Origin of the sequence: Marinobacter suaedae, from assembly GCF_030519635.1 — a bacterium.
Lineage (GTDB): Bacteria > Pseudomonadota > Gammaproteobacteria > Pseudomonadales > Oleiphilaceae > Marinobacter > Marinobacter suaedae.
Genome location: NZ_JAUMIS010000001.1, coordinates 1,613,536 through 1,625,865, shown reverse-complemented (window position 1 = coordinate 1,625,865; position 12,330 = coordinate 1,613,536). Strand labels below are relative to the sequence as shown.

General features: G+C 59.6%; 12 protein-coding genes. 4 read left to right on the top strand and 8 right to left on the bottom strand.

From position 1 onward, the window contains the following. Window positions 1-96 precede the first annotated feature (96 nt). Entirely contained in the window at window positions 97-681 is a 585-nt protein-coding gene (locus QVZ43_RS07400; protein ID WP_302909411.1) for a hypothetical protein, read from the top strand. A 69-nt stretch (window positions 682-750) separates the two neighbouring features. On the opposite strand, the gene QVZ43_RS07395 is transcribed toward QVZ43_RS07400, so the two are convergent. After that, on the bottom strand, window positions 751-2,148 hold the full coding sequence (locus QVZ43_RS07395) for a sodium-dependent transporter (protein ID WP_223795240.1): 1,398 nt from the start codon (window positions 2,146-2,148) through the stop codon (window positions 751-753). A 157-nt stretch (window positions 2,149-2,305) separates the two neighbouring features. Further along, window positions 2,306-3,178: a carboxylate/amino acid/amine transporter gene (locus QVZ43_RS07390; RefSeq protein WP_302909410.1), complete on the bottom strand. Its 873-nt coding sequence runs from the start codon at window positions 3,176-3,178 to the stop codon at window positions 2,306-2,308. A 171-nt stretch (window positions 3,179-3,349) separates the two neighbouring features. Here QVZ43_RS07390 and QVZ43_RS07385 point away from each other — a divergent pair, with 171 nt between their 5' ends. Beyond that, a complete protein-coding gene (locus tag QVZ43_RS07385) occupies window positions 3,350-4,747 on the top strand; it encodes an MATE family efflux transporter (RefSeq protein WP_302909657.1) in 1,398 nt (465 codons plus the stop codon). On the opposite strand, the gene QVZ43_RS07380 is transcribed toward QVZ43_RS07385, so the two are convergent. From QVZ43_RS07380 to QVZ43_RS07370, 3 genes are all read right to left on the bottom strand, one after another. Beyond that, a complete protein-coding gene (locus tag QVZ43_RS07380) occupies window positions 4,677-5,705 on the bottom strand; it encodes a GGDEF domain-containing protein (protein ID WP_302909409.1) in 1,029 nt (342 codons plus the stop codon). The genes QVZ43_RS07385 and QVZ43_RS07380 overlap by 71 nt on opposite strands. 211 nt (window positions 5,706-5,916) lie before the next feature. Then, entirely contained in the window at window positions 5,917-6,762 is an 846-nt protein-coding gene (gene fghA / locus QVZ43_RS07375) for an S-formylglutathione hydrolase (protein ID WP_302909408.1), read from the bottom strand. 30 nt (window positions 6,763-6,792) lie between these two features. After that, window positions 6,793-7,227, bottom strand: a complete 435-nt coding sequence (locus QVZ43_RS07370) for a CBS domain-containing protein (protein WP_223795236.1) — start codon at window positions 7,225-7,227, stop codon at window positions 6,793-6,795. A gap of 218 nt (window positions 7,228-7,445) precedes the next feature. Between QVZ43_RS07370 and QVZ43_RS07365 the strand changes: the two genes are divergently transcribed. Together QVZ43_RS07365 and QVZ43_RS07360 are read left to right on the top strand one after the other, a co-directional pair. Continuing rightward, a complete protein-coding gene (locus QVZ43_RS07365) occupies window positions 7,446-8,816 on the top strand; it encodes an alanine/glycine:cation symporter family protein (RefSeq protein WP_302909407.1) in 1,371 nt (456 codons plus the stop codon). Window positions 8,817-8,945: 129 nt separating this feature from the next. Then, window positions 8,946-9,599, top strand: coding sequence for a peroxiredoxin (locus tag QVZ43_RS07360; protein ID WP_223795234.1), 654 nt, complete (start codon window positions 8,946-8,948; stop codon window positions 9,597-9,599). Window positions 9,600-9,679: 80 nt separating this feature from the next. On the opposite strand, the gene QVZ43_RS07355 is transcribed toward QVZ43_RS07360, so the two are convergent. From QVZ43_RS07355 to QVZ43_RS07345, 3 genes are read right to left on the bottom strand one after another with little or no spacing between them, the layout of a single operon-like run. Then, window positions 9,680-10,462 (bottom strand): MetQ/NlpA family ABC transporter substrate-binding protein, encoded by a 783-nt coding sequence (locus QVZ43_RS07355; protein WP_223795233.1) that lies wholly within the window; start codon window positions 10,460-10,462, stop codon window positions 9,680-9,682. A gap of 17 nt (window positions 10,463-10,479) precedes the next feature. Beyond that, a complete protein-coding gene (locus tag QVZ43_RS07350; RefSeq protein ID WP_223795232.1) occupies window positions 10,480-11,154 on the bottom strand; it encodes a methionine ABC transporter permease in 675 nt (224 codons plus the stop codon). Then, window positions 11,154-12,161: a methionine ABC transporter ATP-binding protein gene (locus QVZ43_RS07345; RefSeq protein ID WP_223795231.1), complete on the bottom strand. Its 1,008-nt coding sequence runs from the start codon at window positions 12,159-12,161 to the stop codon at window positions 11,154-11,156. Before QVZ43_RS07345 ends, QVZ43_RS07350 begins: the two co-directional genes overlap by 1 nt. Window positions 12,162-12,330: the final 169 nt, after the last annotated feature.

Below are 12,330 nucleotides of genomic sequence, written 5' to 3'. Positions count from 1 at the left end.
CCCCGGAAGTGGCGGATTACGGGGACTGGTATTACGCTCAGAAAACGTCCCGAAAGAAAAACAAATGGAACGGGATCATCCACAAGGAGAGTTTTCATGAAGCGCAGCCAATCCCTACGCACGTTTTTGTATCGACCGGCGTTCTTGCTGGCCCTGATTCTTACCCTGGTCTCATCCCTGGTTCAGGCCGAGCCGCTGACAGACGACACCATCGAATCGTTCATGCAGTCCCTGGACGACGTGAAATCGATCGAAGCCGAGCTGGACGAACTGACCAGGGGCATCGACAAGGAGGCCGAAATGCCGGACTTTTCCCGCATTTTCTCGGCCTCTGTGGAAAACATGGAGGGTGAGCCTGCCTACGACCGGCTGGAAGAGCACGTGGACGAATACGGGTTCGACAGCCTGGCCGAATGGAGCAGCGTCGGCGACCGAATCTACCGGGCCTGGATGGCCATCGAAATGGAAGGCCAGGCACCGGCTGAAAAGGCCGAGATGGAAAAGGCATTGGCCGAACTGGAAGCCGCCACCCAGTTGTCGCCTGAACAGAAGGCCCAGATGCGGGCCATGATGGAAAACGCTATGGGCGCAATGGAGAGCGCCCGGGAAGCGCCAGCCGAGGACATCGAAGCCGTTCGCCCACACGTGCCCATGCTCCGCCAGCAGGCGGAGGGTAACTGAAAGCCCTCCCCCAATTACGAAAAAGCCCGGCCAACATGGCCGGGCTTTTTTGCCTCTTCTGCCTGACGATCAGGCGAACAGATTGTAGGCAAACACCACCAGCACCGCCACCGGAGTCACGTAGCGGATGGCGTGGTACCACAGATTGAACGCGGTGCCGTCCAGGGCCAGATCCAGCTTGAGGGATTCTTTGGCCACGGCCCAACCCACGAACAGGGCGGTCAGCAGGCCAGACAGCGGCAGCATGACGTTGGCGGTGAAGAAGTCCAGCAAATCGAAAATGGTCTTGCCTTCAAAGCGCTCGAACATGCCCAGGGGCGCAAAGTCTGACCAGACATTCAGCGACAGGATGGAAGCAATACCCAGCGCCCAGCACAGCACACCCACCAGGATGGTGCTGCCGGCACGGGCCAGACTGGTCTTTTCTTCCACCCATTCAACCACCGGCTCCAGCAGGGAGATGGCCGAGGTCCAGGCGGCAAACAACAGCAGGATGAAGAACAGGGTGCCGAACAACCAGCCCATGGGGATGTTACCGAAAGCCAGTGGCAGGGTCTGGAAAATCAGACCGGGGCCGGCACTGGCTTCCAGGCCGAAGGAGAACACCACCGGGAAAATCGCCAGGCCAGCCAGCAGCGCAACAGCGGTATCCATGAAGGCCACACTGATCGCGGTGCGGCCGATGGAAATGTCCCGACGCAGGTAGGAACCGTAAGCCATCATGACCGCCATACCCAGACTCAGGGTGAAGAAGGCATGGCCGAGGGCAATCAGCACACCATTGAACGTCAGCGCACTGAAATCAGGCGTGAACAGGAAGCTGACCGCTTCGCCGAAATGGCCCGTGGTCATGGCGTAGCCAACCGCCACCAGCAACAGCACCAACAGGGTGGGCATCAGAATCGTTGCGACTTTTTCCAGACCGCCTTTGAGGCCGCGGGATACCACAACGACAACCAGCGCCATAAATACCGTGTGCCAGATCAGCAGCTGGATGGGGCTTGCCAGCAGATCCGAGAAGATGGCGTTGATGGATTCCGCAGTGCCTCCGGCGAAGTCGCCGATCAAGGCATGTTCCACGTAGGACGCGGACCAGCCGCCGATCACCGAATAGAAAGACAGGATGATAAATGCCGCCAGCATGCCGACCACGGCTGAGATCCGCCACTTGGGGGACTTCAGGTTCCGTTCAGCCACCAGGCGCATGCTGGTGATGGGGTTATGACGCCCATTCCGCCCCAGGAACACCTCGGCCATCATGATGGGGATACCAATCACCGCAATACAGATCAGGTATACGATGACGAAGGCGCCGCCACCGTTCTCTCCCGTCACATAGGGAAACTTCCAGATATTACCGAGACCAACGGCCGAACCTGTGGCCGCAAGAATGAACGCCAACCGGGACGACCAAAATCCACGGGATGCGTCGTCGCCATTACCCGGAACCGGGTTGGACTGGGACATGATGTTTTCCTGTCTTTATGTAGGCTGAAGTATGGATAGGGAATTCTTTAAAGCCTAGGAGCAAACCTAGTTAGCGGGACGGGATTCTGCCAGTCTTCTTGACGCTATGCCAGAGGGACAGGGGAGTGAATTGTCACTCACTCCCCATGACGTTGCTTCAGGTGCCGGGCATCAGCCTTGCCTGCGGGTGGAACCTGGCATTTACCCACAGGGAAAACGCGATGACCCCGCCTCCCAGAGCCAGCCGCAGCAGGTCTGCATCCCGGTTCCAGATCAGCAGATTCACCAGCAGACCCGCCGGCACAAGGGCGTTGTTCATGATGGCCAGAGTGCCCGCATCCACCCGGCAGCCACCCCGGTTCCAAAGGAACAGTCCCAAGCCGGAGGCGGCAAAGCCCAGCCAGGCCAGGATGCCCCATTGCAGGCCGGTGGACGGCAATCGATCTGGATTACCGAAGATCAGGAACGACGGCAGGGCAATGATCAGCGCCCCGAAGAAGAAATACCCGAAGGTTCGGAAAGCCGGCACATCGAGGGGATAACGCTGCATGATGTGCTTGTAGCCCACCTGCCCGGCGGCAAAGGTGAAGTTGGCAATTTGCAGCAGCAGGAAGCCGGTGATGAAGTCTTCGCTCAGGCCGTCGTAACGAATGATGCCCGCCCCCAGCGTGGCGATGGCCGCGGCCACCAGTGCCACCGGGGAAAAGCGCCGGAACAGGGCGTCGTCGATCAGGGTGACGTACAGCGGCGTGAAGATCGTAAACAGCAGGACTTCCGGCACCGTAAGGTAGCTGAATGACCGGTACAGACACAGGTAGGTAACGCCGAACTGCAGCATACCCGTGACCAGGATACCCAGCTTCATGCCCGAAGGAACGCCGCGCCAGCGCAGGAACGGCAGAAACACCAATGCCGCGATCAACACCCGACTGAGCACCGCAAAGTCGCTGTCTACCTGCCCCGCCAGGAACTCGCCAATCAGACTGAAAGAAAACGCCCAGAGAATCGTTACGAAAACCAGTAATGCCATTGTTCCAGCTACCTCATTAAAACCAGCCGGTTACTGTACCCATTCCTGATGAAAGGTCCAGCCGACGAATGTCGACCGGCCGTGCCGCCAGCCCGGAAACGGAGTAACATGCCCGGCGGTTCTGTATCGACACCTTTCCCAGCCACAGGAACAATCTGGAACTGCTGCATGATGGACGAAACCCACCAGCCGTTGCCGGCCTCCCGACAGCCGCTCATTCCCCGCACCCTGACAGAATGGCGAACCCTTGGCCTGCTGGGTGGCCCGATTCTCATCGCTCAGGTTGCCCAGATGGCCAACGGCGTGATCGATACGGTGATGGCTGGCCATGCCAGTGCCGAAGACCTGGCTGCGGTGGGTATCGGCAGCAGCATCTGGATGCCCATCTTCCTGTTTTTCATGGGGCTTCTGGGCGCCCTTCAGCCCATCATTTCCGGCTACAACGGTGCCCGTACGTTCGACAAGATCATGCCCGCCACCTGGCAGGGGCTGTACCTGGCTGCCGCCGGGTCGGTGATCATGATTCTGTTGCTGCGCCACGTGCATCCCTTACTGGAACTGCTCAACCTGGACGACAACACGGCCCGGATCAGCCAGGGCTATCTGGACGCCTTTTCCTGGGGCGTTCCCGCACTGCTGCTGATGACTGCCCTCAGAGGGCTTACCGATGGACTGGGGCACACCCGGGTGATCATGGCGTTTTCGGTGCTGAGCACCCTGATTAACCTGCCGTTGAATTACATCTTTATCTTCGGAAAGCTCGGCGTGCCGGCCATGGGCGGCATAGGCTGCGGCTGGGCGACCACCCTGTCGAACGGGCTGGCCGCCATTGCGTTGCTGGTGTATCTCAATCGCAGTGAAGCCTACCGGCGCTTCCACCTTCTGGCCGACCGGGTTCGACCCAACCTGGCAGGTCTTGCCTATATCCTGAGACTCGGCGTGCCGATCGGATTCACCATTTTCGTGGAAGCCAGTATGTTTTCGGTGATCGCCCTGTTCCTGGCGCCGCTCGGACCGGTGGTGGTGGCAGGCCACCAGATTGCCCTGAACGTGGTGTCGTTGCTGTTCATGCTGCCCTTGAGCATTGGCATGGCGCTGACGTTGCGGGTGAGTTTTCTGATCGGCGCCGGTGCACCGGACACAGCCCGGCTGATATCCCGCAGCACCCTGATACTGGCGGGACTCATCGCCCTGATGTTTGCATCCTTACTGTGGGGGTTCTCCGAGCAGATTGCCGCGCTCTACACGCGGGACGTGGATGTGCAGGCGGTCACGGTGCGACTGCTGGCCTTCGCGGCCCTGTTCCAGATTGCCGACGTCATTCAGGTCACCTGCATCAGTGCGCTGCGCGGCTACAAGGACACCCGGGTGCCCATGTTCATCATGCTGTTTTCATTCTGGGGAATTGGCCTGCCACTGGGCTACGCGCTGACCTTCACAGACCTGATTCGACCGGCCATGGGGGCGGCCGGTTTCTGGGTGGGGCTGACCTTTGGGCTTATGTCAGCAGGGATTCTTCTTGGCTGGCGCCTGATTCGGTTTGCTCCCCAGAGCCCTTCGCATAGATGATGCGGTCACGGCCAGCCTCCTTGGCCCGGTACAGGGCGGCGTCTGCCCGCTCCAGCCAGCCATCCACGCCCTCGCCAATCTCCAGCTCAGCCACGCCGAACGACGCGGTGACCGATTGCCCCTCAACCCTCAGGTGCTTGCGAATGGTCGCCTGCAGATTGCACATAACCTTTTTCACCCCCGGGCCAGCGGTGCCCGGCAACAGCAGGACAAACTCCTCGCCGCCATAGCGAAACAGGAAGTCGGTTCGGCGGGTGTTTTGCTGGATCAGGTTGACCAGGGTCGTAAGAACGTCATCACCCACGCTGTGACCGTACTGGTCGTTAATCCTTTTAAAATGATCCAGATCGAGCAGGGCCAGTGTGTACGGCTGCCCGGTTCGCTCTGCGGCCGCCACCGACATGGCCAGCTCCTGATCCATACAGCGCCGGTTTCGGACTCCGGTCAGCGGATCAATGGTCGCCAGATGTTCCAGCATGTTGCGCTGGCTGGCATTGCGGTGCGCAAAGGCATAGGCACAGGCACTGACCATAACCGCCGAGGTGAAGAACGACCACAACTGTATGGCCTCGACACTGCCCTGGGCCTGAACCATCAGTGCGGTAATCGTGATCAGGTTGATGCCCGTTGCCAGTCTTGGGGTCGTCAGGAAGAAATTGGTGATCAGGCACGGGAACGCCCAGAGCATGCCTGGCTCGCCGATAAAACGACCGACGATGACCGCGCAGATAGAGCTGAGCAATGACAGGAGCAGACCACTGGTTCCGGTTCGACCGGTGATCCAGCCGTGGGCCACGGCAGCGAGTACACCGATAACGATGCCGACATCAAACAGACCCACCGCTATCTGCCCCTGGATAAAACGGAATACCGCAAAAGGCGCCACACCAAGCACGGCGCACACCCCGAGCAGGGTGATGATGGATAACCGGAAATCCGTTTTCAGACGGTGGAGCATTTGAGGTCCAAACTCGATAGGTTTTTTGACATGCGGAAGATATATCAAGGCCAGTCATCCGTCTCTATACGGGTACGAGACGTTACAAATCAGCACGCCACGTCACAATAGCGTGAACCAGATCTCATTTTTTGATGCGAAGTTCGCAAGTTGGCCTTGATTTCTTGCTTTTGAGTCATGCCACTGGGTAACGCCCCTGTCCCCGAGTTGGCTATCGCAGGCCCAGCGCCTGGGCGTGATGATCCAGATGGTCGTCAATGAACGACGAGATAAAGAAATAGCTGTGGTCGTAGCCACGATGCATGCGCAGATGCAGGTGATGGTGGAAGGTTTCACAGACTTCCGCCAGGGTATCCGGGTTTAACTGACTGTCGAGAAATTCGTCCGCCGTTCCCTGATCCACCAGCAGGGGCAGGCGCTCGCGGGCGGTGGGAATGAGCAGCGACGCATCCCACTCCTCCCAGGCTTTGGGATCGTCCCCCAGATACGCACTGAAGGCTTTTTTGCCCCACGGGCTTTCCGAGGGATTGGCAATCGGTGCGAAGGCCGAAACCGCCTGGTACCTGCCAGGATTCTTCAGGGCACAGATCAACGCTCCGTGCCCGCCCATGGAGTGGCCGCACACCGACCGCTGGTCGGCCAGTGGCAATTCACGCTCCAGCAATTCGGGCAGCTCGCTCACCACGTAATCGTACATGCGGTAATGCTTCGCCCAGGGTTCCCGGGTGGCGTTGAGGTAAAATCCGGCGCCCGTGCCCAGATCATAATCGTCATCTTCGCCGGGCAACCCGGCGCCCCGGGGACTGGTGTCGGGGCAGACAATGGCCAGTCCCAGCTGGCCGGCGCGTTTGAGAGCGCCAGCCTTCTGCATGAAATTCTGGTCTGTACAGGTCAGTCCTGACAGCCAGTACATGGCCGGCACCTTCCGTGGCTCCTTGCCAACCGCGCCGGGCGGCAGGTACACCGCAAACTCCATATCACAACCCAGCGTGGGGGAATGATGACGGTAGCGGCGATGCTCTCCGGCGAAAACGACGTTGGTAGACAGAAGCTCCATGGGATTCTCCGAATTGGGAATAGGGGCTGATCAATCGTCGTCGGCGTTGGCGTACTTGGGCAGTTCCACGCCGCAACCGACACGGGCGAACTCCGCGAGGATCGCGGTCCTGGTGACAATGCCGATCAATTTGCCATGGTCCACCACCGGATAGACCTTGGGTTTGCCGGCCCCGAGGTTCTGGGCCAGATCCACCACCGCCATTTCAGCCGTAATGGTAACCGGTTCCCGGAACATCACATCGTCGACGATCGGATCACCCTCGCAGTGATAGCTACTGACGAGGAGGGCGTGGATACAGTCCTGCTCAGAGACAAAGCCCAGCACACGCCGCTGTTCGTCCACCACCGGCAGGCCCGATACGTGGTTTTGCAGCAACGTTTTCACCACACGGGTCAGCGGCGTGCCACACCGAATGGGCTCAATGTGATTCCACATGACATCCGAGACTTTCACTGAGCGCATGAGTGTTTCTCCTTGCTTTTATTAAACAACCAGACCCGGGGAGGGTCCGTGCCTATAAACATAGGCAATGCCCTGTAGAAAGGAAAACAAAAAGCCCGCGGATATCCGCCCTGCCGGCGCCCGGGCCGCCGCTGGGTCGGTTTACAGGCAGCGGTTATGACCTACACTCATTGGATTCGGGCAGTTCTGATTCCCACCCTCGACGCCTGGAGATTCCCGTGGACACAATTTCAAACTTCATTTCAGACATTAACGGCCTGGTATGGGGCCCACCCATGCTGGTCATGATTCTGGGCGTCGGCCTGTTTTTAAGTCTTGGCCTGAAACTCATGCCGATACTGAAGCTCGGCACCGGCTTCAAACTGATGTGGCAGGGACGATCGTCCGCTGCCGGGGCTGAGAGCGAGGGTGAAATCCCCCCTTTCCAGGCCCTGATGACGGCCCTGTCGGCGACGGTGGGCACGGGTAACATTGCCGGTGTGGCGACGGCCGTGTTCCTTGGCGGCCCGGGCGCCCTGTTCTGGATGTGGCTGACGGCCCTGGTGGGCATGGCCACCAAGTACTCGGAGGCCGTTCTGGCGGTGCGCTTCCGTGAGGTGGACGAGAAGGGCAACCATGTCGGCGGGCCGATGTATTACATCCGCAACGGACTGGGCAAGAAGTGGGCGTGGATGGGCGTTTTGTTCGCGGTATTTGCCGCCATCGCCGGGTTCGGCATTGGCAACACGGTGCAGGCCAACTCGGTGGCCGATGTCATGGAGGCCAACTTTGGAATGCCCCACTGGCTGAGCGGCGTGATTCTGATGGTGTTGGTGGGAGCCGTGCTGATCGGTGGGATCCGCCGCATAGGTCACGTTGCCAGTGCACTGGTGCCGCTGATGGCGATTTCCTACCTGCTGGCTGGCCTGACCGTTCTGGCGATCAACGTGGCCGAGATTCCCGCCGCCATCGGCATGGTCATCCAACACGCCTTCACCCCCATTGCGGCCGAAGGTGGCTTCGCCGGGGCTGCGGTGTGGGCCGCGATCCGCTTCGGGGTTGCCCGGGGTATCTTTTCCAACGAGGCAGGCCTGGGCTCCGCCCCCATTGCCCACGCGGCAGCACAGACCAGGAACCCGATCAATCAGGGGCTGGTGGCCATGCTGGGCACCTTCATTGACACCATCATCATCTGCACCATTACCGGCCTGGTGATCATCACCTCGGGCGTCTGGACCTCCGGCGTCTCGGGTGCCGAACTCACCTCCATGGCGTTTGCCGAAGCCCTGCCCGGCGTCGGCAATTACCTGGTGGCCATTGCCCTGGCGATCTTCGCCTTCACCACCATCCTGGGCTGGTCGTTTTACGGCGAGCGATGTATCGAGTTCCTGTTCGGCGTCAAAGCCATCGTGCCCTACCGGATTGCGTGGATTCTGGCCATTCCCGTGGGAGCCAGCCTGAACCTCGGTATTGTCTGGCTGATTGCCGACACCCTGAATGCCATGATGGCCCTGCCCAACCTGATTGCCCTGGCATTGCTCAGTCCGGTGGTTTTCAAGCTGACCCGGGAATATTTCGATGCCCAGAGGTCGGTGGGCCAGGGCCAGTAGCCCCCTTGTTTTCACAGTGGGCGAGCCCATGGTGGTTAACAGGAACAGGAAAAACGGACCGGCGCTGTCCTATGGGGCCGGTCTGTCCATTCAGTGCCACTTGAGGCAAACCAAGGAGGAGCACAGTTTATGAGTATACGTTTGGGAGACACCGCACCGGATTTCGTTCAGGACTCCACCGAAGGCCAGATCTCCTTCCATGACTGGCTGGGGGATAGCTGGGGGATCCTGTTTTCCCATCCGGCAGACTTCACTCCGGTGTGCACCACCGAACTGGGCCTGACCGCCAAACTCAAAGACGAGTTTGCCAAACGCAACGTGAAAGCCATCGCGCTGAGCGTGGACCCGGTGGATTCCCACAAGGAATGGATCTCGGATATCAACGAGACCCAGGGCTGCACGGTGAACTTTCCGATCATTGCCGATCACGACCGGAAGGTGTCCGAGCTCTACGACATGATCCACCCGAACGCCAACGACAGCCTGACCGTGCGCTCCCTGTTCGTAATCGATCCGAACAAGAAGGTGCGCCTGACGATTACCTATCCGGCCAGCACCGGGCGCAACTTCAACGAGGTGCTGAGGGTGGTCGATTCACTGCAGCTGACCGAAGACCACAAGGTGGCCACTCCCGGCAACTGGCAGCGGGGTGAAGACGTGGTGATCGTGCCCTCGCTGCAGGACGAGGACGAAATCAAGCAACGCTTCCCGAAAGGCTACAAGGCGGTGAAATCCTACCTGCGCATGACACCGGATCCGAAGGCCAACTGGAGCGGCGACTAAATTCATCCGCGCTTAAACGAAAAAAGCCGGGCGGTGGTTACCGCCCGGCTTTTTTATGCCCGTTCAATCAGGACGCGAACTCAGTTGGCCGGAACCACGGCACCTTCGTATTTGTCCATGATGAACTGCTTCACCTCGTCGCTGGCCAGGGCCTCGGCCAGTTTCTTCATGGCATCACTGTCCTTGTTGTCCGGACGAGCCACCAGGATATTGACGTATGGTGAGTCAGAGCCTTCGATCACCAGGGCGTCTTCCGTCGGGTTCAAGCCCGCTTCCAGCGCGTAGTTGGTGTTGATCAGCGCCAGATCCACCTGGCCCAGGATACGCGGCAGGGTCGCCGCTTCCAGTTCCTTAAAGTCCAGGTCCTTCGGGTTGTCAGCGATATCACGCGGCGTGGCGGTGATCTTGCTGGCGTCTTCCAGGGTGATCAGGCCGGCCTTCTGGAGCAGCAGCAGGGCACGGCCGCCGTTGGTCGGATCGTTGGGAATCGCCACCACGGCACCTTCGGCCAGCTCGTCCAGAGATTCGATCTTGCTGGAGTAGGCGCCGAACGGCTCAACGTGCACACCGGTTACGCTCACCAGGTCAGTACCGCGGCCGGCATTGAATTCGGTCAGGTACGGCTGGTGCTGGAAGAAGTTGGCATCCATACGCTCCTGGGCCACCTGGATGTTCGGCTGGATGTAGTCGGTGAACACTTTCACGTCCAGCTCAACGCCCTGCTCAGCCAGAGCCGGCTTCACGAATTCCAGGATCTCGGCATGGGGAACCGGCGTCGCCGCCACCGACAGCTCCTCGGCGGAAACCGCCGCGGAAAACGTCAAGGTTGCGGCGAATGCGGCCAATGTCTTTTTCACGTTCATGATTCTCTCCAGTGTTATTACTTTCGGCTGAAATAAAGCACCAGACGGTCGCCAACCATCTGCAGCACTTGTACGAAAATGACCAGCAGTGCCACGGTAATGACCATGACGTCAGTCTGGAAGCGCTGGTATCCGAACCGGATGGCCAGATCACCCAGGCCACCACCGCCGATGACGCCGGACATGGCCGCGTAGGACACCAGGGTAATAGCGGTCACGGTAATACCGGCAATGATGCCCGGCAGGGCCTCCGGCAACAGGGCACCAAACACTATCTGTTTGACGCTCGCGCCCATGGCCTGGGTGGCCTCGATAATGCCCCGGTCCACTTCCCGCAGGGAGGTTTCCACCAGCCGGGCGAAGAACGGCGCACCACCGGCCACCAGCGGCGGTATGGCACCGGCCACGCCCAGCGAGGTACCGATCAGCATCACCGTGAACGGAATCATCACAATCAGCAGGATGATAAACGGTACCGAACGCAGCACATTCACCACGAACGACAACACCGCATAGGCCACCGGCTGTTCCAGCAGCTGGCGTTTGCCGGTCAGGAACAGCAACACGCCAATGGGCAGGCCAATGACTACGCTGAACAGCAGGGACATGCCCACCATCACCAGGGTGTCCCAGCTGGCCCAGCCGATTTCCGGCCAGTCCACGTTACTCAACAGTTCCGTCAGCAGTTCCATCAGCGCAATACCTCCACGTGTACATCGGCGGCTTCAAAGGCGCTCATGGCCACATCCAGATCGCCGCCCACCAGCGATAGCGTCAGCTGACCGTAGGGGCGATCCTTGATGTGGTCGATCCGTCCGGACAGGATGCTGAAGTCCACACCGGCTTCCCGGGCGACCCGGCCCAGCAGGGGTTTGTAGGTGGCATCCCCTTTGAACGTCAGGCGCAGGATACGACCTTCCGCCTTGCTCAGATCTTCCTGAAGCTCGTCCCGATCGATGCTTTCGCTTTCGAAGACAAAGTCCCGGGTCGTCGGATGCTGGGGATGCAGGAACACGTCGCTCACCGGCCCCATTTCCACCACACGGCCGGCGTCCATCACCGCAACACGGTCACAGACACGGCGAACCACGTCCATTTCGTGGGTGATCAGAACGATGGTCAGTCCCAGTTCCCTGTTAATGTCCGCCAGCAGTTTCAACACCGACTGGGTGGTCTGCGGATCGAGGGCACTGGTGGCCTCATCACACAGCAGAATCGTCGGACGGCAGGCCAGGGCCCGGGCGATGCCGACGCGCTGCTTCTGGCCACCGGATAACTGGGACGGGTACTTGTTGGCATGGTCCGAAAGGCTTACCCGGGCCAGTAATTCCTGCACGCGCTCAGTGATTTCCGACTTCGAGTAGATGCCCGCCAGCTTCATTGGAAACGCAATGTTTTCGGCCACCGTCTTGGAGGACAGCAAATTGAAGTGCTGGAAGATCATCCCCACCTTGCGGCGGAAGGCCCGGAGATCGGCGGAGCCGTAATCGTTGATGGTTTCGCCATCAATCAGAATGCGGCCACCGGTGGGCCGTTCCAGCAGGTTGATCAGACGCACCAGCGTCGACTTGCCGGCGCCGGAATGGCCAACGATGCCAAACACTTCGCCGGTTTCAATGGTCAGATCAGTCGGATGCAGTGCGGGGATCGCCCGCCCCCCGACCTGATACGACTTCTGTACCTGGTCAAATACAATCACGTTCAGCGCCTTGTGGGTGCAGCGTTAAAAAGGGCAGGGATTATAGACTATTTGGGCACCAAACCTGAATCCGGGCACCCTGTGGAATGTGGGTAGTTGCCCGTACCAGGACCGTTAAACGGGCAAAACAGAGAGGGGAAAGGTGTCCAGGAGGTAAAGACGGGAGCTG

Coding starts and splice junctions, on each gene's coding strand:
- QVZ43_RS07400 (WP_302909411.1), top strand. CDS start 97: ATGAAGCGCAGCCAATCCCTACGCACGTTTTTGTATCGACCGGCGTTC.
- QVZ43_RS07395 (WP_223795240.1), bottom strand. CDS start 2,148: ATGTCCCAGTCCAACCCGGTTCCGGGTAATGGCGACGACGCATCCCGT.
- QVZ43_RS07390 (WP_302909410.1), bottom strand. CDS start 3,178: ATGGCATTACTGGTTTTCGTAACGATTCTCTGGGCGTTTTCTTTCAGT.
- QVZ43_RS07385 (WP_302909657.1), top strand. CDS start 3,350: ATGGACGAAACCCACCAGCCGTTGCCGGCCTCCCGACAGCCGCTCATT.
- QVZ43_RS07380 (WP_302909409.1), bottom strand. CDS start 5,705: ATGCTCCACCGTCTGAAAACGGATTTCCGGTTATCCATCATCACCCTG.
- fghA (WP_302909408.1), bottom strand. CDS start 6,762: ATGGAGCTTCTGTCTACCAACGTCGTTTTCGCCGGAGAGCATCGCCGC.
- QVZ43_RS07370 (WP_223795236.1), bottom strand. CDS start 7,227: ATGCGCTCAGTGAAAGTCTCGGATGTCATGTGGAATCACATTGAGCCC.
- QVZ43_RS07360 (WP_223795234.1), top strand. CDS start 8,946: ATGAGTATACGTTTGGGAGACACCGCACCGGATTTCGTTCAGGACTCC.
- QVZ43_RS07355 (WP_223795233.1), bottom strand. CDS start 10,462: ATGAACGTGAAAAAGACATTGGCCGCATTCGCCGCAACCTTGACGTTT.
- QVZ43_RS07350 (WP_223795232.1), bottom strand. CDS start 11,154: ATGGAACTGCTGACGGAACTGTTGAGTAACGTGGACTGGCCGGAAATC.